Source organism: Campylobacter concisus (assembly GCF_002912895.1).
GTDB lineage: Bacteria > Campylobacterota > Campylobacteria > Campylobacterales > Campylobacteraceae > Campylobacter_A > Campylobacter_A concisus_G.
Genome location: NZ_POZX01000060.1, coordinates 20,925 through 39,359 on the forward strand (window position 1 = coordinate 20,925; position 18,435 = coordinate 39,359).

Sequence of the window (18,435 nt, forward strand, 5' to 3'; positions counted from 1 at the left end):
TTTGGGTTATAGCTTGATGCCATTTTCTCTTAAAGCTTCAGCAAATGCTGCAATAACGCCATGGTATAAATAACCATTTCTATCAAAAACTGCAGCATCTATCTTCTTAGCTTTTAAAGCCTTAGCAAATTCTTTAGCTAAAGTGACCGCACCTTCTTTATTTGCTTTTATGCCTAATTTTCTACCATCAACCGCAGCTAGTGTAGTAGCTGTAACGTCGTCAATCGCTTGAACGTAAATAGTTCTATTTGATTTGAAAATAGAAACTCTTGGGCAAGTTGCAACACCAGAAATTTTACCTCTGATTCTTCTTTTTCTCTTAATTCTAAGAGCGATTTTTCTTTTTAGTACTTTTGCTGTCATTTACCGCTCCTTACTTCTTAGATGTCTTGCCCGCTTTGCGGATGATACGTTCTTCTAGATATTTAACGCCCTTACCTTTATATGGCTCAGGTGGTCTAAATCCTCTAACTTGAGCAGCCACTTGACCTACTACTTGTTTGTCATCACCTTTGATAGTAATAACGTTTTTCTCAACGCTAGCCTCAACGCCCGCTGGTAGCTCATAGTTGATAAGGTGTGAAAAACCAAGAGAAAGCTCTAAAATTTTACCTTTTGCAGCTGCTTTGTAACCAACGCCGTTGATCTCAAGCTGGCGAGTAAATCCCGCAGTGATACCAGTTACGATATTATTAGCAAGTGCTCTATATGTTCCCCAGTAAGCTCTGCTTTGGCGATCTTCGCCTTTTGGAGCAAAAACTATATGACCATTTTCTACCTTGACATCAACATGACCTTTTGTGTCAAGCTCTTTTATATGATTGCCCTTTTTAAATTTTAGGACATTATTTTCAACGCTAACGTCTACACCACTTGGGATAGCGATAGGCTGTTTTCCAATACGTGACATTTTTTTCCTTTACTTGTCTAGGGTGTTCCTACATTTACGAATAAACACCACAATGCCGTAAATTTAATCGTCAAATTTGACGAAACCTTCATTTGAATTTCTAAATTTAGCTTTGGCAAAATCTAAAATTTTACCAAGCTAAAAATTTAACCTTAAAATCATAAGGTTAAATAGCATTTAATGCAGTTTATTACCAAACTGTACAAAGAACTTCGCCGCCAACGCCAGCTTTACTTGCTTCAATACCGCTCATAACGCCTTTACTTGTGCTAACGATAACTGTTCCGTAACCATTTTTAAAACGCTTAATGTCGTCTTTACCTTGATAAACACGGCGACCAGGTTTTGAAACCCTTTTAAGCTCGTTTATAACGCTTCTACCGTACTCATCATACTTTAAAACTACATTTATAAATTTCTTGTTACCTTCTTCGATAACGTTGTAGCTCTCTACATAGCCTTTTGCTGCAAGGATAGAAAGAGTAGCCTCAACAACCTTAGAATGAAGCAATTTCGCAGTTTCAAGCTTTCTCATACTTGCATTTCTAATGCGTGTTAATCCATCTGATATTAAATCGTTTAACATTTCTCTTCCTTACCAACTTGCTTTTTTAAGACCAGGGATTAGGCCTTCGTTAGCCATTTTTCTTAGGCAAACACGGCAAATTCCAAAATCTTTATAAACAGAGTGCGGACGACCGCAAATTTGGCATCTAGTATAGCCACGAACCGCAAATTTTGGCTTGCGTGCAGCTTTTGCTATCATTGATTTCTTTGCCATTTTACTTTCCTTTTGCAAACGGCACACCAAATAGCTCTAGCAATTTGAATGCCTCTTTATCATTTTTAGCCGTAGTAGCAATCGTAATATTCATACCATGAGTTCGTAAAATTTTATCATACTCAACCTCTGGAAACATTAGCTGCTCGCTAAGACCGAAGTTATAGTTTCCACGTCCATCAAAGCCATTTTTTGGAAGACCACGGAAGTCTTTAACTCTTGGGAGAGCAACGCTGATTAGCTTATCTAAGAAAGCATACATTTGCTCTTTTCTCAAAGTTACTTTGATACCAACAGGAAAACCTTCGCGAACTTTAAAGCCAGCAACTGATTTTTTAGCATCAGTGATAACCGCTTTTTGTCCAGCGATAAGTGAAATGGTATCAGCCATATTTTGAAGCACTTTCTGATCTTTCGCAGAGTCTCCAGCGCCTACACTGATCACGATTTTCTCAAGCGCAGGGATAAGCATTGGATTTTTGATGTCAAATTCTTTTACGAGAGCTGGCTTGATAGTTTCGTTAAATTTATCTTTTAATCTACTCATATCTCTTATCCTTCAACTTTCGCGACATTTGATATGTCAATTGGCATCTCTTTATTTACATGACCACCATTTGGAGTTTTTTCGCTTGGTTTGATAGCTTTTTTAACTATTTTGCATCCCTCAACTATAACCTGACCTTTTTTTGCAAGAACTGCTAAAATTTTACCAGTTTTGCCTTTATCGTCACCAGCGATGATCTTAACGGTATCGCCTTTTTTGACTTTAAATTTTACATTAGCCATTATAAAACCTCCGGAGCTAGCGAAACAATTTTCATAAAGTTAGCATATCTAACTTCACGTCCAACTGGTCCAAAAATACGAGTGCCGATTGGCTCTTTTTTGCTATCAAGTATAACAGCTGCATTCTCGTCAAAGCGGATTAGCGAACCATTATCTCTTTGAACCTCTTTTTTAGTTCTTACTACAACAGCTTTTACAACCTGTCCTTTTTTGATCTTGCCATTTGGAAGAGCTTTTTTAACAGAACAAACTATAATATCGCCAAGTGTAGCGTATCTTCTTTTACTACCGCCAAGAACTTTTATACACATTAACTCTTTTGCACCACTATTATCAGCAACTGCAAGTCTTGTAAAACTTTGAATCATTACTCAACTCCCTTTGCCAATACAGCTTTTAAGCGAAAATTCTTGCGAGCTGAAAGTGGTCTGCACTCGATTGCAACAACTGTATCGCCTGCTCTTGTCTCATTTTTCTCATCATGAACTAAATATTTTTTAAAGCGTTTTACAAATTTATGGTATCTTGGATGCATAACGCGTCTTTCTACCAAAATAGTAGCTGTTTTATCTCCAGCTTTTTGTAAAACAACACCTTGAATTTCTCTTTTTAATGCCATTTTACGCCCCTTGTCTTGTTGCACTAATTGCAGTGTTGATCTGAGCTATCTCTTTGCGAACAGCACTAATCTCATTAGGGTTGCTTAACTGCATAGTTTTTAGCTTTTGTCTTAAAGTAAATAAAAGCACCTTTTTCTCTTTTAGCAACGCGTTTAATTCTGCAACGCTCTTATCTTTTAACTCAGTATATTTCATTTTCACTCTCTCGCGTTACAAATTTTGATTTGAAAGGAAGCTTGTGTAAAGCCAAAGTTAAAGCTTCACGAGCTAGCTCTTCGCTAACACCGGCCATTTCAAATATTATACGACCAGGTTTAATGTTCATAACCCACTCTTCAACTCCGGCTTTACCTTTACCCATACGAGTTTGTAGAGGCTTTTTAGTCAATGGCTTATCAGGGAAAACCCTAATCCAAATTTTAGCCTGTCTTTTTACGTGACGAGTTAGAGCTTGACGAGCAGCTTCTATTTGGCGTGAATTTATTCTACCAGCCTCAACAGCTTTAAGTGCAAATTCGCCAGTTGCCAAAGATGCTCCACGAGTCGCATAACCACGGTTGCGACCTTTCATTTGCTTACGAAATTTCGTTCTTTTAGGCATCAACATAATTATTTACCTCTTCTTGCTCTACGTGTTTTCTTAGGTGCCTCTTCTTCAGTTTTCTCAGGTTGAACACCTTTTTGAAGAACCTCACCTTTAAAAATCCATACTTTAATACCTATATTTCCATAAGTCGTATGAGCCTCAGCTACACCGTAATCTATCTTTGCTCTAAGAGTATGAAGCGGAACACGACCTTCTAGATACCACTCGGTTCTTGCCATCTCAGCGCCACCTAAACGACCAGCAACTGAAATTTTGATACCTTTAGCGCCTGATTTTTGAGCACCTTGGATAACTTTTTTCATAGCACGTCTAAATGCGACACGCTTTTCAAGTTGCATAGCTACGTTTTCAGCAGCAAGTTGAGCTGAAGCTTGAGCTTTTCTTTCTTCTTTGATATTTACATTTACTTCTTTACCGATAAGTTTGCTAACTTCGTTCTTTAGGTTTTCAACATCTTGACCTTTTTTGCCAATGATGATACCAGGACGAGCTGCAACTACGGTTACACGAAGTTTTTTAGCCGTTCTTTCGATTAGAATTTGGCTAATTCCTGCATAGTAAAGTTTTTTCTTTAAAAATGCACGAATTTTGTAATCTTCACCGATATTTTCAGGAAGGCTTTGTTTAGTTGGAAACCATCTAGATTCCCAGTTGCGGTTAATTCCTAGTCTAAGACCTATTGGATTTACTTTTTGTCCCATATTATGCTTCCTTCTTTTCAGGTTTAGATACTTCTACCATTACATGAGAAGTAGGTTTGCGAATTTTGCTCGCTGTTCCTCTTGCTCTTGGTCTAAATCTCTTTAATACAGGACCAGCGTCAACGCGGCAACTAGTTACTACAACCTCTTCTGGCTCAAATCCGCCATTTGCTACTGCTGAGCTAATAGCGTTTGCTATAAATTTAGCACCACGATTTGGCATAAATTGCAAGCTTGCAAGTGCTAGCTCGGCATTCATGCCTTGAACTTCTCTTGCTATAAGTCTTGCTTTTGTAGGAGAAAGTCTTACAAATTTTATAATTGCTTTACTCATATCATCTCCCCTTACTTGCCGATTTTCTTTTGCACTGAGCCTTTGTGACCCTTAAATGTGCGTGTTGGAGCAAATTCGCCAAGTTTATAGCCTATATGATTTTCTGTAACATATACAGGAATAAAGCTCTTGCCATTGTGAACGTTAAATGTTAGTCCAATCATTTCAGGTACAATCGTGCTACGTCTTGACCAAGTCTTGATTGGTTTGTTATCGTTTGCATTTTTTGCGGCAATAACTTTTTTCATTACATGATCATCTACGAAAGGACCTTTTTTGAGTGATCTTGCCATCTCTATTTTCCTTTCCTTCTTGAAATTATAAGCTTATCGCTAGCTTTTTTACGGCGAGTCTTAGCACCTTTAGTTGGTTTACCCCATGGAGTAACTGGATGACGGCCTGAATTTTTCTTACCTTCACCACCGCCGTGTGGGTGATCAACTGGGTTCATAGCAGAACCACGTGTTTGTGGGCGGATACCGCGGTAGCGATTACGTCCGGCCTTACCGATAGTGATATTAGCCCAGTCTTCGTTACCAACTACACCAATACTTGCCATACACTCAGCCAGTACTTGTCTCATCTCGCCACTTGGCATTCTTAAGATAACATACTTCTCTTCTTTACCCATTAGCTGAGCATAACCGCCAGCTGAACGAGCTATCTGAGCGCCTTTACCAGGTTTTAGCTCTACGTTATGAACGATAGTACCAACTGGGATAAATCTTAGTTTCATAGCGTTGCCTGGTTTAATATCTAGTGAGCCCTCATCGATAGATGCGATAACGTCACCAACATTTAGGCCATTTGGTCTAATGATATAGCGCTTTTCACCATCTTTGTAAGCTATAAGAGCGATACGGCAGTTTCTGTTTGGATCGTATTCGATCGCTTCAACTTTACCTTCTATACCAAATTTGCGACGTTTAAAGTCGATGATACGATAAAGTTTTTTTGCACCTGCCTCTTTATGTCTTGAAGTTATACGACCATTGTTATTTCTACCGCCAGATGCAGGTATTTTAACAAGCAAGCTTCTAACGCTTGGTTTAGCTGTTATATCTTCAGAGCTTAGTCCAGTCATATATCTACGACTAGGTGTATATGGTTTATATGATTTTATAGCCATCTTACGCCTCCGTATTTTCTAGGCTTACGCCTTCAGGTAACTTAACGTAGAATTTCTTTATCTCGTCACGTTGGCCTGCTCTTCCTCTAAAACGCTTAACCTTGCCGCTAATTCTAAGTGAATTTACGCGAACAGGCGTTACTCCAAAATACTCTTGTAAAACCGCTTTTAAGCTGTTTTTTGTAACCCTTGGTGAAGTTTGGATAACAACAACGCCTTGTTCTTGAAGGCCTAGAGTTTTTTCTGTATAAATAATTGTTTTGATATCAGTTATATCCGCCATTTTAGCCCTCTTTTGTTATAGTTTTTAGTGCAGCTTTTTCAATGATAACCGAACTAAATGTAGAGACAAGATAAGCATTTACCTCATTTGCATCTACTACATAGCAGTTTGCTAAATTTCTAAAAGCAAGTAGTGTTTTATCGTCTAGTAAATCTTTAACGATAAGCGCGTCTTTTACTTTTAAATTTTTGATGATATTAGCTGCATCTTTTGTCTTTCCAGACTCGATTGAGATGCTATCTACTGCGAAAATTTTACCATCTTGTGCTTTTACTGCCAAAGCGTACTCAAGAGCTAGTCTTTTTTGTTTTTTATTGACTTTTTGAAAATAGTTTTTCTCGTTTGTTGGACCAAATGCAACTGCACCGCCTACCCAAACGTTAGTTCTAGTTGAACCCGCTCTTGCACCACCACGTCCTTTTTGTCTCCATGGTTTTTTACCGCCACCGCTTACAAAAGCACGGCTTTTAGTATGAGCCGAATTTGCTCTTATACCAGCAAGGTAAGATTTTACATAAAGATATAGGTTGTGCGGATTTACTTCAGCGTAGCCTGCAGGAAGCTCTAACTCGCCTGAATTTTCAAATTTATCGTTTAATACGTGAATTTTACTCATTTTACAATCCTTATTTTACCCATTGCACCATTGTGACCAGGAACGCAACCTTTTACAACTACGATGCCATTTTGAGCGTCAAAGCTTATTAGCTCGTTTTTAACAGTAACTTTCTCATTGCCCATGTGTCCTGCCATTTTCATACCTGGTTGAACACGACCTGGCCATTCGCAGTTACCAATTGAACCGTGGCGTCTGTGGAAACGTGAGCCGTGGCTTTTTGGACCACCACCGAAACCATGTCTTTTTACCACACCTTGGTAGCCTCTACCTTTTGAGTTAAAACTAACTTTTAAAATTTTAGCCTCGTTTAATGGTGTAAAGTCTAGGTTTCCAACTTCGCTATTAGCTACTTCAAGCGTAGCAAATTTGTTAAATTCTGCAGTCAGATTGTATTTCTTTTGCTGACCAGCGATAGCTTTGTTGTTTGCTTTAGTGTGGGCATACGCTACGATAGCACGTTTGTTTTCGTCGATCTCACATACTTTAGCCTCAACTAGCTTAAGTAGCGTAACTGGCGTACTCTTCGTGGCAATCGTTCTACTCATGCCTATTTTTTCTACAATATATTCCATACTCTTATCCTTTTGTCCGCTTATTTCATCGCACGAACTTCGACATTAACTTCTGGAGCTAGGTCGAGTTTTGTTAGGCTATCTACAGTTTCTGGAGTAGCAGCTACGATGTCAAGCATACGAGCGTGTATTCTCATCTCAAACTGCTCACGTGAGTCTTTGTTGATGTGTGGAGATTTTAAGACTGTATAGCGTTTGATCTTTGTAGGCATTGGTACCGGGCCACGAACGTCGGCACCTGTTCGTTTGACAGCTTCTACGATTGCTGCAACAGTGCGGTCTAGAACTCTATGGTCGTAAGCTTTTAGCTTTAACCTGATTCTTTCCATGTGTTTTCCTTTAAAAAGAACTTGTCGCAAACTCGCGACCTCTTTACATCAAAATAACTCGCATAGGATCAAGCGATCGTACGAGCAAAGACGCTTGTCTTTTCGTAAAGAGAATGCGATTTTACAAAAAAGCTATTATAGTTGTCAAGAAAAACGTTATTTTTTGATGAATTTTGATTAATTATTTCCTTTTAATAAGGAAGATATAAAATTTAAAAAGATAAAATTCCAAGAAATTAAAATTTTAAAGAGAAAAGATGCCGATCTTTAATACAAAATTCTTATTAACTCAAGAACAAGACGAGAAGAAGCTTAAAAAGCGTTATATAAATTTGCAAATGTATCAGGCAAAAGCTAGCGACATTAAGTGCTTCAAAGAAGAGAAATTTCAAACGCAGTTTTTAAAAGATATCTTTGAAAACTGCCTTGGCTACACTTTGGACACTACTAATCCTACAAATTTCAATCTTGAACGTGAGAAAAAGAACGAAACTGACGGCAAAAAAGCAGATGGAGCAATCATTATAAATGGCGAAGTTAGATGCGTGATCGAGCTAAAAGATCAGACCACACAACATCTTGATAAAACTCCGTCCAACCGCGAACTTAGCCCGATAGATCAAGCTTTTCGTTATTTTGTCTCACACGACAATGCCAAATATGTCGTTGTTTCAAATTTTAATGAACTGCGTTTTTACATCGGCAATAAAACAACATTTGAAAAATTTGACCTTTTTACAGCAAGCTTTGACGAGTTTAAAAGACTTCATTTGCTGCTTAGCTTTGAGAGTATTAGCACGGATCTACCGCTAAAGCTAAAAGAGAAATTTGCCACTCACGAGCGTGAAATTTCAAACAAATTTTATAAAGACTTTAGCGCATTTAGGCTTACTCTTTTTGAAAATATATGTAAAAACAATGCTAGCATTGACAAAAATAAGCTTTTAAGCCTGACTCAAAAACTATGTGATAGGTTTGTCTTTATACTATTTGCTGAAGACCGCGGACTACTAAGACTTCGCACGATAGCCGAGATAAAAGATAAATTTCAAAACCAAGTTACCGAGCTAAGCTTTTATGACTTTTACAAAATTTACTTTAAAGCCATTGATGAAGGCAGTGAACGTCTTGATATCAAACGCTACAATGGCGGACTTTTTGCCACAGATACTGAGCTTGATGGGCTAAAGATAGACGATAGCGTGCTTGAGGCGCAGTTTTTAAGTGACTATGACTTTTTAAGCGACATAGGTGTGAATATCCTAGGACATATTTTTGAAAGCTCATTAAACGACCTTGAAGAGTTAAATGCGCAAATAAATGGTGGCGAATTTGATGCTAAACAAAGCAAACGTAAAAAAAATGGCATATTTTATACGCCAGAGTTTATAACAGAATTTATAGTTGAAAATTCGCTTGGTGCGCTTTGTAAAGCCAAAAAAGATGAGCTAGGGCTTGATCTAAATGAGCTATTAGCACCAAAAAATCCCAAAAAATTAACCAAAGCAGAAAGTGAGATCAAAGACAAAATTTATGCTTACCGCGACTGGCTCTTGTCTCTTAAGATACTTGATCCAGCTTGTGGCTCTGGTGCGTTTTTAAACCAAGCTTTAGAATTTCTCATTAGCGAGCATGGCGCATTAGACACTTACCGCAAAGTATATGAGGGCGAGGGTTTGGGGCTTTACGATATAGAAAGCACGATTTTAGAAAATAACCTTTACGGCGTAGATATAAATGCCGATGCGGTCGAGATCGCCAGACTGTCTCTTTGGCTCCGCACAGCTGCAAAGGGACGAGTTTTAAAAGATCTTAGTAAAAATTTAGTAGCTGCAAACTCGCTTTTAGAATTTCCTTTTGACTTTAAATTTGATGTCGTTATCGGCAATCCTCCCTATGTCAGACAAGAGGCGATAAAAGAGCAAAAGCCAGCCCTACAAAAATATAAAGTTTATAGTGGTACGGCTGATTTGTTTGTCTATTTTTATGAGCTTGGCATTACACACCTGAAAGAAAATGGGCTTTTAGGTTTTATATGTTCAAATAAATTTTTCCGTGCCAGCTATGGTAAAAATTTACGTAAATTTATATTAGAAAATACACAAATAACACACATTATTGATTTTACTGGGATTAAAGTTTTTGAAGATGCGAGCGTAGATAGTGCGATTACTATTTTTAGAAAAATAAGAGCTGGTGAAAATTCAAAATTTAATTTCCTAGCTTCAAGCACCATAAATTTAAAAATGCAAAAATTTATCCAAATATCACAATCCACGCTAAACGAAACAAATTTCACTTTTCTTGATAAGAGCAAATTTGAGCTAAAAAGCAAGATCGAAAAAGTCGCAAAGCCATTAAAAGATTGGGGTGTAAATATTAATTATGGTGTCAAAACTGGGCTAAACGAAGCTTTCATTGTAGATAGCGACACTCGCGATAAAATTTTAAGCACTTGCATTGGAGACGAAAGAGAACAGATACAAAAGCTCATTAGACCGATCTTAAGGGGTCGAGATATAAAGCGTTATGACTATGAGTGGGCTGGACTGTGGCTCATAAATATCCATAATGGATATGGCACCGAGCTTCGCATCAATATAGATAATTTTCCTAAGCTAAAACTATATCTTGATAAATTTGAGCCGAAACTTTCCAATCGTTCTGATAAAGGAGCCACTCCTTATAATCTGCGAAACTGCGCATATCTGGAGGAATTCGAAAAAGAGAAAATTTTATGTGCCAGAATGGTGCAAAGCCCAAAATTTGCTTACGATACAAATAATAATATTCCAGACAATACTACATATTGCATAACTGGCGAAAATCTAAAATTTTTATTAGCTTTTTTAAATTCAACAGCTGTTTATAAAATTTTCAACTTTTTCTATGCTGGAGGCGGACTTGAAGGCGAAATAAAAATAAATCGCTTAGAGATTTTATCTATTCCCCAAATAACGCCACAAAATGAAAATTTAGCAAACGAGATAATAAATTTGGTCGATGAAATTTTAAAAGCCAATGAAAAAATCAAGCTTTATGAGAAACACATGCCTACTTTAAGCCTTGATGAAAAGCTAGAAGCCAAAGAAAATATCGACGCGCTAAACGACAAAATCAAGACAAGTGGCGGAAAAATAGACAAACTTGTTTTTGAGCTTTATGAACTAACAAGCGATGAGATCGCGCTTATAACAGGGGGGGGGGGAAATTGACAGTATAGTAAAAATTTACATATGCATCTTACAAAGGGGAGAAAATGAACCAATTAGAGCTTTATTACAATCAGCCGCTTAAATCAAGTAAATTTATCCCCAGAAAATACGGAATCATCTCGCCAAAAACGCTTATAATAGGCGCCATTTCAAGTGGCAAAACAGCCCTTGTTTATGAGTTCTTGAGTCGTTATAAAAGCGAGGAGAGACTTTATGTAAATTTAGGCGATCTAAGGATAGACAGAGCCTTGCTTTTAGCAAATTTGAAAGAATTTTTAGAAAAAAATACCCAGATAAAGGTGCTCGCAGTTGAAAATTTACAAGCTGCTGACCTTGCAAATTTAGACTTTTTAAAGGGCGCAACACTTGAAAATATCATCCTTACAAGCAAGGAATTTTCACTCACGATTGACGGCTTTGCTCGCATAAATTTAAACTATCTCGATTACGAGGAATTTATACTATTTTTTAAGAAAAATTTGGATCAAGATCTGCTGTTTAGCTACTTTTTGGCTCACGGCAACGAGATAGCAAGTGCCTTTTTAGACTCTAGCGAGGTCACAGCGCACTTGCAGCAGCTCTTAAAAGCAAATTTAAGCGAGCAAAGCATTGCGATTTTAAAAGAATGTGCTCCAAAATGCCACGATGTGCTTAGTACTTTTGGTATCTATAAAAACCTAAGAGAGCAGATGAAAATTTCAAAAGATAGTGTCTATAACGCGGTAGCCAGCCTTAATGAAAATGGCTTTATAGAATTAGTACCAAATTTAGATGAGAGCAGCACGAGTAAAAAGCTCTATTTTACAAATTTTGCACTTCGCAACGCTTTATACCTAAAAAAGGACTTTTTAGCTGTCTTTGCAAATATCGTTTTTTGCGAATTGCTTAAATTTAAAGATGAAATTTACTACACAAAAGAGATTGATTTCTTCCTTAATAAAAGGAAGATCGCAATCATCTGTGTGCCGTTTTCTGCACCAGAGATTATCTTTTTGAAATTTAAAAAACTCCACGCAAGCTTAAAAGAGCTGGGCGTAAGTAAGCTTCAGATAATCAGTGTCGCAAACCAAGCCGAGCTTAGCTTTGAGGGCATAAAATGCGAAATTTTGCCCTTTTCTAGGTGGAGTCTAGGTTTATAAATTTAAACCTTTATTTGATTATTGTTTTAAAAGCTTAAAGTAAAGAAGCTATAATCAAAAAAACTATGAAGGACGGACATGAGAGCATTTATTGGGATTTTTATACTTATAGTAGACCTATTTGGCTATGAGATAAATCACGAAAACTGGGCAAAATTTTATAAATTTATTGGCGAGGCAAATGGTATAAAATTTGAAGTTTATATGAACTATTTTAAAGATGAATTTGAAAATTTTAAGCAAAGTAAGAGCTTTAAAGTGCCGGCCAAGATAAGCGGACATATCTTTTTTGATGGTACAAAATATGACTACGAAAAAGGTAATCTTGAGCAAAATAGCAGTGAAATTTCATCGCTAAATGCTGTATCTGATAAGATAAATTTAGACGTTAAAAATGAAAATGGCGAGCTAAAGGGCAAAATAATCGTTAAAAACAAAGCCTATAATGCGACTATTAAAAAAGGAAAAGAGTACGAAATGCTAAATATTGGCATCCAAATGATCGAAGCAAATGGTACGAGATACGAAGCTATAATTAACGATATATTTGCCAAAGAATCGGCTAAAAAAAATAAAAATAAATTACTCTCGACACTTTATGACCTAAAAAGTGAGCGTAAAAAATGGCCAAATAACCAATTTGAGAGCCTAGATAACATCTACTATATAAATGACAAAATAAAAAGCATCTGCACCTATAAAAATAACAAAACTAGCTGCGATGTCGTCTTGCTTAAAACCAACAAAAAGCTAAAGTTAAAGCAGATTTTTAAAGATATGAACGACCCTCATCTAAAAGCAATCCTCGCAACAGCAGGTGTTAGCGAAAATTTTGTACTTTCGCCACTTGGGCTTACCTTTTTAAATGAGGAGCAAATTAGCGTGCCACTTGATGAGCTAAGACCATATTTTAGTGAGGATATCGGGCTTTAATGGCAAAAATTTGTGGCATAGATGAGGCTGGACGTGGGGCTTTAGCTGGGCCTTTAAGCGTAGCGGCCTGCGTGCTTAATAAAGAAATTTCAGGCTTAAACGACTCCAAAAAACTAACTGCAAAAAAGCGTGAGGAGCTTTTTAAAGAGATCATAAAAAGCTCAAATTTTCTCATCATCTACTTCTCAAATGCGCAAATAGACGAACTTGGGCTAAGCGAGTGCTTAAGACGAGCACTCAAAATTTTTAAGGCGCATTTTGAGGGCTTTGAGATCATTTACGATGGAAATTTAGACTATGGCGTTGGTATCACAACAATGATAAAGGCTGATAGCAAAGTCGCTGGGGTAAGCGCTGCTAGCATATTAGCAAAGGTTAGTCGTGATAGTTTAATGAAAGGCTGGAATAAAATTTACTCAAAGTATGGCTTTGCTGGGCACAAAGGATACGGCACAAAGGCTCACCTAGATGCCATTGCTAAGTTTGGCTATTCAAGCCTTCATAGAAAAAGCTTTGTAGTAAAATCTTTTGAAAAATCTCTATTTGACTAAGATTAATTATCTAAGCATCAAATAGATGCTTAGATAACGCCTTTTTTAATGGCAGCCACAACCACAACTACCGCTACTTTTAATAGCATCAAATACAGCATCGTAGTTTGGCTCTTCTGTCACTTCGGGGACGATTTGTTTGTGAATTATTACGCCATCATTGATGACAAATATCGCTCTTGCAAGTAGTCCTTTTAGTGGGCCATCGCTCATTAAAACGCCATAGTTTTTAGCAAATTCTCCGTATCTAAAGTCACTTCCAACATGTAAATTTTCTATGCCTTCAGTCGTGCAAAATCTCCCCATCGCAAATGGCAAATCGTTTGAGATGATGCTTAGTTTTACGCCGTGTTTGCCAGCTACTTTTTCGTTAAATTTACGAGCCTCTGCTGCGCAAACTCCGGTATCAAGTGATGGCAAGCAAACAAGTACTTCTACGCCATTATTTCCGCCTACGCTAAACTCGCTAAGATCTTGTGCTACGACTTTTGCTTCAGGTGCATAAGAGCCAACAAAGACCTCATTTCCACTTAAATTTACCTCACTACCTTTAAATTTTGTAGTTGCCATATTTATCTCCTTTATTATTTTTTTGCTTTTTTAAATGCTTGATCAAGATCTGCTATTAGATCATCAGCGTTTTCGATACCGATTGCTAGGCGAAGCAAGTTTTGCTTTATGCCGATCTTATCTAGCACCTCTTTTGGATACGCCTCATGTGTCATCGTCGCAGGCCTGCAAATAAGGCTTTCTACGCCACCAAGGCTTACCGCTAGATCAAAAATTTCTAGTGCTTTTACAAATTTATTTACATCATATTTTTCATCGAGCTCAAATGAGATGAGAGCACCGATGTCGCTTGCTTGAGCTGCTTGTATCTTTGCCTCTTGCTCGCTATATGAACCAGCAAAATGCACCACGCTAACAGCGTCATTATTCTGCAAAAATTTGATGATTTTATGTGTATTTTGCGTTTGTCTATCAAACCTAACGCTAAGCGTTTTAAGCCCACGTATTAGGTAGTATGCGTCCATCGGGCTGATGATGCCACCAAGCGTGTTTTTAGCAAATTTTATCTTCTCAGCCAAAGCATCGTCGTTTAGCGTGACAATACCAGCGATCACGTCAGCGTGTCCGCCGATATACTTTGTAGCGCTATAAACCACGATATCAGCTCCATGGTCAAGTACTCTTTGATAATAAGGCGTTAAAAATGTGTTATCCACGATGACTAGAGCGCCCTTTTTGTGAGCGATCTTTGAAATTCTAGCGATGTCTGTCACTCTTAAGAGGGGATTTGACGGAGTTTCGATAAATATCGCTGCCACGTCGTCACTTATATCATCTTCGCTTAAAAAATTTAGATCATCTATAAATTCGCTCTTTATGCCATGGCTTTCAAAAACGGTTGTAACATACCTATAAGTGCCGCCATAGACGTTGCTATTTAGTAGGACCTTTTGCCCAGTTTTTATAAGGCTAAGTGCGGCTGCTGTTGCTGCCATGCCTGAACCAAAGCTAAATGCATATTTGCTGCCTTCAACCTTTGCAAAAATTTCATCAAATGCTTTTTTGGTTGGGTTGCTACCACGCGAATATGCAAATTCTTGAAAATTTTCAAGATCATCTTGCACAAATGTACTTGCTAAAAAAATAGGCGGAATGACAGCTTTATTTGGATTATTCTTAGCTTCAATGCCTTTTACGATCAATGTGTCAAGTTTCATAAATTTCCTTTTAAAATTTTATGAAATCTTACATAATAAAGATTAATCTTCCCCAAACCCACCCAAAACGTAGCTAAATCAGTAAGTGGTAGTAACATTTATTTTTAAGAATGCATTTTTTAAATTGCTAGGATAAATTTAAGCTTTTGCTCTCTCCCCGCAAGCCTAATAAATTTTTCTTTTTACTCGCCTTTAGCTACATTTTCACCATAAATTTTATTCTATAAGATCAACTTGCCAGTTTGCCTCTTGCAGCTTCATATCTAGCTCTCTGATCTCTTTTGATAGCTCGTCTATTTGCTTTTGGAGCGTGGACACATCGACACTACTTAAAATTTTTATCTCACTATTTGAGTAAAGATCGACCTTTTGGCTTGCGCTTTTGGCAAAATCCCTAAGCACGCTTGCTTTTTGGCTTAGCGTATCTTTTTTAGCGATCATTTCAGTTAGACCCACACCTTCAAATTTTGCACTTGAGTTTGTTAAATTTATAGCCAAGATCAGCCTAAATAGCTCATCGCTTAGCCTATCAAGCTCTTTTAAAAGAAGCTTTGGATCTTCGCTAGGCCTTTCATTTTCTTGCATTTTTGCATTATCAAGCAACCTACCTTTTAGCTGCTCTAAACGTTTTTGTGTATCGGCTCTTAAAATGAGAGCCTGAGCTAATTTCATCATTTTTCCTTTTGAAATATTAAATTGAGAGAAAATTTCAAATTATATTAGTATCTTTTGGGTTATAATTGATTTAAAATTTTATTTTAAGGAAAAGCTATGAAGTACGATTTTGATACGCTTATTAGCAGAGATGGCACTAACTCATCAAAGTGGCGAATGAAAAATGATGTTTTGCCAATGTGGGTTGCTGATATGGATTTTAAGGCTGCACCTGAAATTTTAAATGCCCTACAAAAGCGTCTTGATAATGGCGTCTTTGGCTACTCATTTATTCCAAAAGAGTGGAACGAAGCGATTAAAGGCTGGTGGAAGAGGCGTCATGACGTTAGCTTTGAAAACGAGTGGATGTGCTTTTGCACTGGCGTCATACCGGCTATCTCAACTGCTATTAGGAGATTTAGCAGCCCAGGAGATCAAATTTTAGTTCAAGCTCCCGTCTATCACGTATTTTTTAACTGCATTAAAAATAATGGCCGCGAAATTTTATCAAACGACCTTGTCTATAAAGATGGCTCTTATGAGATTGATTTTGAAGACCTTGAAGCAAAGCTAGCTCAACCACTAACAACTATGATGCTTCTTTGTAATCCTCACAATCCAATAGGAAAAATTTGGGACAAAGAGACGCTTAAAAAAATAGGCGAGCTTTGCTACAAACATGATGTTTTGGTTATCAGCGATGAGATCCACTGCGACATAACTGATCCTGGTCTAAGCTATGTGCCATTTATCAGCGTTAGTGAAGAGTGTAAAAATAACTCAATCACATGCATCTCGCCTACAAAAGCCTTTAATATAGCAGGACTTCAAAGCTCAGCTATCGTCACGCCAAATGAGCAGATACGAGCCAGAATAAATGCGGCTGTAAATTATGATGAGATAGGTGAAGCAAATGCCTTTGCGATAACTGCGACAATAGCGGCATTTAACGATAGCCAAACATGGCTTGATGAGCTTAGGGATTATCTCTTTGAAAACAAAAAAATCGTTATAAATTTCATAAAAGAGCAAAATTTGCCAGTAAAACTTCTGCCTTCAAACGCGACTTATCTTTTGTGGCTTGATTGCAGCGCGTTTTGCGAGGATTCGAGTGACTTTATGAATTTCTTGCGTGATAAAGCTGGACTTTGGCTAAATGATGGCAATGCTTACAGAGGAGATAGATTTTTCCTCCGTATGAATATCGCAACCCAAAGAGCTAGAGTGCTTGAGGGGCTAAAACGCTTACAAAATGGCATAAATTTATACACTTCAAAAAGATAAATTGAGTAAATTTGGCTGGGTGGCTTTGAAATTTAAGCTACCCTTGCCTAATTAATACAGCTCGGGGCATTTTTGAAACAGTAAACATTGCCCCAACATTTTTAAATATCAAATCAAGTTTTACTAATAAATTTAAAGACAAGATGGCCTACGCTAGTTTTTATTTGGTTGCTTTAAATTTAAGTATATAACCGCTCTCAATTACGATATAGTAGATTGATAAAGCAAACATTTTATGCCTTTTTGAAGTGGTAAATTCTATGCCCATAGCTTGTAAATTTAGCAGTGGCTTTAAAATTTTCAACAAAGTAGAAATTTGAAGTTGAGATAGCTCACACTGGCTTTAAATTTAAGAGAACTTGTTTGCTAAAACAAAATTTTGAGCCATTTTTGAAGTTACACTTTCTTTTAAAACAAGATAGTTTTTGCTGATAAATTTGATAACTTTATAAATTTAGATAAAAGTAGAAATTTAAAGGCGGGAAAGCCCCGCCAGATATTATTTATGAAGCTCTTTTGTGTAAAACTCAACTGAGCCAAGACCCTCTTTTAGCGCCCACTCGTAAGCTTGGCTTACAAATTCCCAGTTTATATTCTCATAAAATGTCTCTAGGTATTTTGGGCGAGCGTTGAAGTTGTCGATGTAGTAAGCATGCTCCCAAACGTCAACAACTAGAAGCGGCACTTTACCGTCACTCACTGGAGTTTTTGCATTGCTAGTTTGTACGATCTCTAGCTTTTTGTTGCTTAGATCAAATACAAGCCACGTCCAGCCTGAGCCAAAAAGTGTTGTAGCTGCTTTTAAAAATTCCTCTTTGAAATTTGCAAAATTTGCTTCGATCGCAGCTTTTAACTCGCTTGACATCTCGCTTTTTTTAGCGATGCAGTCCCAGTAAAAGTCGTGGTTGTAAACTTGAGCAACATTGTTATAAAGCCCACCTTCGCTATTTGTTAGAATTTCATAAAAAGATGCGTTGGCAAATTTTGTATCTTTTATAAGATTGTTTAAATTTGCTACGTAAGTTGCATGATGCTTGCCATAGTGGTATTCACAGGTTTTTGCGCTAACTACTGCATTGCTATTTGCATCAAATGGAAGTTTTCTAAGTTCAAACATAATAATTCCTTAATAATAAAATTTGTTGTTTTGTATTATAGCCATAAAAAATTAATAAATAAAAATCTTTTAAATTTAGCCGCAAAATATAGGCTAAATTTAAGCAAGACTAAACTTACATTTTTTGGCGGGCTTTTAAAC

General features: G+C 37.2%; 27 protein-coding genes. 5 read left to right on the top strand and 22 right to left on the bottom strand.

Going from position 1 to position 18,435, the window contains the following annotated elements:
* Positions 1 to 6: 6 nt before the first annotated feature.
* The 18 genes from rplR to rpsJ all read right to left on the bottom strand — a co-directional run bounded on the left by rplR (position 7) and on the right by rpsJ (position 7,674).
* Positions 7 to 363: a 50S ribosomal protein L18 gene (gene rplR, locus CYP51_RS06975; RefSeq protein WP_103624898.1), complete on the bottom strand. Its 357-nt coding sequence runs from the start codon at positions 361 to 363 to the stop codon at positions 7 to 9.
* Between the two features lie 10 nt (positions 364 to 373).
* Positions 374 to 910 (bottom strand): 50S ribosomal protein L6, encoded by a 537-nt coding sequence (gene rplF, locus CYP51_RS06980; RefSeq protein ID WP_054197279.1) that lies wholly within the window; start codon positions 908 to 910, stop codon positions 374 to 376.
* Positions 911 to 1,100: 190 nt separating this feature from the next.
* Complete coding sequence (gene rpsH / locus CYP51_RS06985; protein WP_021091129.1) at positions 1,101 to 1,496, bottom strand: 30S ribosomal protein S8; 396 nt, start codon at positions 1,494 to 1,496, stop codon at positions 1,101 to 1,103.
* A 9-nt stretch (positions 1,497 to 1,505) separates the two neighbouring features.
* The gene (locus CYP51_RS06990) at positions 1,506 to 1,691 is read right to left on the bottom strand and encodes a type Z 30S ribosomal protein S14 (RefSeq protein ID WP_002941532.1); all 186 of its coding nucleotides are present in this window, start codon (positions 1,689 to 1,691) and stop codon (positions 1,506 to 1,508) included.
* A 1-nt stretch (position 1,692) separates the two neighbouring features.
* Positions 1,693 to 2,238 (bottom strand): 50S ribosomal protein L5, encoded by a 546-nt coding sequence (gene rplE / locus CYP51_RS06995; protein WP_002941643.1) that lies wholly within the window; start codon positions 2,236 to 2,238, stop codon positions 1,693 to 1,695.
* A gap of 5 nt (positions 2,239 to 2,243) precedes the next feature.
* Complete coding sequence (gene rplX / locus CYP51_RS07000; RefSeq protein ID WP_103624899.1) at positions 2,244 to 2,480, bottom strand: 50S ribosomal protein L24; 237 nt, start codon at positions 2,478 to 2,480, stop codon at positions 2,244 to 2,246.
* The gene (rplN, locus tag CYP51_RS07005) at positions 2,480 to 2,848 is read right to left on the bottom strand and encodes a 50S ribosomal protein L14 (RefSeq protein ID WP_103624900.1); all 369 of its coding nucleotides are present in this window, start codon (positions 2,846 to 2,848) and stop codon (positions 2,480 to 2,482) included. Before rplN ends, rplX begins: the two co-directional genes overlap by 1 nt.
* Positions 2,848 to 3,099 (bottom strand): 30S ribosomal protein S17, encoded by a 252-nt coding sequence (gene rpsQ / locus CYP51_RS07010; RefSeq protein WP_021091107.1) that lies wholly within the window; start codon positions 3,097 to 3,099, stop codon positions 2,848 to 2,850. The genes rplN and rpsQ overlap by 1 nt, the downstream gene beginning before the upstream one ends.
* 1 nt (position 3,100) lies before the next feature.
* Positions 3,101 to 3,295, bottom strand: coding sequence for a 50S ribosomal protein L29 (gene rpmC, locus CYP51_RS07015; RefSeq protein ID WP_002941625.1), 195 nt, complete (start codon positions 3,293 to 3,295; stop codon positions 3,101 to 3,103).
* Positions 3,282 to 3,707, bottom strand: coding sequence for a 50S ribosomal protein L16 (rplP, locus tag CYP51_RS07020; RefSeq protein ID WP_021091116.1), 426 nt, complete (start codon positions 3,705 to 3,707; stop codon positions 3,282 to 3,284). The genes rpmC and rplP overlap by 14 nt, the downstream gene beginning before the upstream one ends.
* Positions 3,708 to 3,709: 2 nt before the next feature.
* A complete protein-coding gene (gene rpsC, locus CYP51_RS07025) occupies positions 3,710 to 4,408 on the bottom strand; it encodes a 30S ribosomal protein S3 (protein WP_002941650.1) in 699 nt (232 codons plus the stop codon).
* A gap of 1 nt (position 4,409) precedes the next feature.
* Positions 4,410 to 4,742 (bottom strand): 50S ribosomal protein L22, encoded by a 333-nt coding sequence (gene rplV / locus CYP51_RS07030; protein WP_009295259.1) that lies wholly within the window; start codon positions 4,740 to 4,742, stop codon positions 4,410 to 4,412.
* An 11-nt stretch (positions 4,743 to 4,753) separates the two neighbouring features.
* Positions 4,754 to 5,035 carry a 30S ribosomal protein S19 gene (rpsS, locus tag CYP51_RS07035; protein WP_002941639.1) on the bottom strand — a complete coding sequence of 94 codons (282 nt, stop codon included), beginning with the start codon at positions 5,033 to 5,035 and terminating at the stop codon, positions 4,754 to 4,756.
* Between the two features lie 2 nt (positions 5,036 to 5,037).
* The gene (gene rplB / locus CYP51_RS07040) at positions 5,038 to 5,871 is read right to left on the bottom strand and encodes a 50S ribosomal protein L2 (protein WP_087586685.1); all 834 of its coding nucleotides are present in this window, start codon (positions 5,869 to 5,871) and stop codon (positions 5,038 to 5,040) included.
* A gap of 1 nt (position 5,872) precedes the next feature.
* The gene (locus CYP51_RS07045; protein ID WP_002941535.1) at positions 5,873 to 6,154 is read right to left on the bottom strand and encodes a 50S ribosomal protein L23; all 282 of its coding nucleotides are present in this window, start codon (positions 6,152 to 6,154) and stop codon (positions 5,873 to 5,875) included.
* Position 6,155: 1 nt separating this feature from the next.
* On the bottom strand, positions 6,156 to 6,770 hold the full coding sequence (rplD, locus tag CYP51_RS07050) for a 50S ribosomal protein L4 (RefSeq protein WP_103624901.1): 615 nt from the start codon (positions 6,768 to 6,770) through the stop codon (positions 6,156 to 6,158).
* On the bottom strand, positions 6,767 to 7,345 hold the full coding sequence (gene rplC / locus CYP51_RS07055; protein WP_002941563.1) for a 50S ribosomal protein L3: 579 nt from the start codon (positions 7,343 to 7,345) through the stop codon (positions 6,767 to 6,769). The genes rplD and rplC overlap by 4 nt, the downstream gene beginning before the upstream one ends.
* A gap of 20 nt (positions 7,346 to 7,365) precedes the next feature.
* On the bottom strand, positions 7,366 to 7,674 hold the full coding sequence (rpsJ, locus tag CYP51_RS07060; RefSeq protein WP_009295257.1) for a 30S ribosomal protein S10: 309 nt from the start codon (positions 7,672 to 7,674) through the stop codon (positions 7,366 to 7,368).
* Between the two features lie 257 nt (positions 7,675 to 7,931).
* On the opposite strand from rpsJ, the gene CYP51_RS07065 reads away from it, so the two are divergent.
* The 4 genes from CYP51_RS07065 (at position 7,932) to CYP51_RS07080 (ending at position 13,512) form a co-directional block, all read left to right on the top strand.
* Complete coding sequence (locus CYP51_RS07065) at positions 7,932 to 10,889, top strand: Eco57I restriction-modification methylase domain-containing protein (RefSeq protein ID WP_103624902.1); 2,958 nt, start codon at positions 7,932 to 7,934, stop codon at positions 10,887 to 10,889.
* A 44-nt stretch (positions 10,890 to 10,933) separates the two neighbouring features.
* A complete protein-coding gene (locus CYP51_RS07070) occupies positions 10,934 to 12,028 on the top strand; it encodes an ATP-binding protein (protein WP_103624903.1) in 1,095 nt (364 codons plus the stop codon).
* A 78-nt stretch (positions 12,029 to 12,106) separates the two neighbouring features.
* Positions 12,107 to 12,961: an S-adenosylmethionine tRNA ribosyltransferase gene (locus tag CYP51_RS07075; RefSeq protein WP_103624904.1), complete on the top strand. Its 855-nt coding sequence runs from the start codon at positions 12,107 to 12,109 to the stop codon at positions 12,959 to 12,961.
* Entirely contained in the window at positions 12,961 to 13,512 is a 552-nt protein-coding gene (locus CYP51_RS07080) for a ribonuclease HII (protein ID WP_103624905.1), read from the top strand. The genes CYP51_RS07075 and CYP51_RS07080 overlap by 1 nt, the downstream gene beginning before the upstream one ends.
* Positions 13,513 to 13,557: 45 nt before the next feature.
* On the opposite strand, the gene tpx is transcribed toward CYP51_RS07080, so the two are convergent.
* The 3 genes from tpx to CYP51_RS07095 all read right to left on the bottom strand — a co-directional run bounded on the left by tpx (position 13,558) and on the right by CYP51_RS07095 (position 15,911).
* The gene (gene tpx / locus CYP51_RS07085) at positions 13,558 to 14,082 is read right to left on the bottom strand and encodes a thiol peroxidase (protein ID WP_103624906.1); all 525 of its coding nucleotides are present in this window, start codon (positions 14,080 to 14,082) and stop codon (positions 13,558 to 13,560) included.
* 14 nt (positions 14,083 to 14,096) lie between these two features.
* Entirely contained in the window at positions 14,097 to 15,239 is a 1,143-nt protein-coding gene (locus tag CYP51_RS07090; protein ID WP_103624907.1) for a trans-sulfuration enzyme family protein, read from the bottom strand.
* A 216-nt stretch (positions 15,240 to 15,455) separates the two neighbouring features.
* The gene (locus CYP51_RS07095; protein ID WP_103624908.1) at positions 15,456 to 15,911 is read right to left on the bottom strand and encodes a DIP1984 family protein; all 456 of its coding nucleotides are present in this window, start codon (positions 15,909 to 15,911) and stop codon (positions 15,456 to 15,458) included.
* Positions 15,912 to 16,010: 99 nt separating this feature from the next.
* On the opposite strand from CYP51_RS07095, the gene CYP51_RS07100 reads away from it, so the two are divergent.
* The gene (locus CYP51_RS07100) at positions 16,011 to 17,177 is read left to right on the top strand and encodes a MalY/PatB family protein (RefSeq protein WP_103624909.1); all 1,167 of its coding nucleotides are present in this window, start codon (positions 16,011 to 16,013) and stop codon (positions 17,175 to 17,177) included.
* Between the two features lie 499 nt (positions 17,178 to 17,676).
* Here the strand turns inward: CYP51_RS07100 and sodB are convergent, their stop codons facing one another.
* On the bottom strand, positions 17,677 to 18,294 hold the full coding sequence (sodB, locus tag CYP51_RS07105; RefSeq protein ID WP_054197288.1) for a superoxide dismutase [Fe]: 618 nt from the start codon (positions 18,292 to 18,294) through the stop codon (positions 17,677 to 17,679).
* Positions 18,295 to 18,435: the final 141 nt, after the last annotated feature.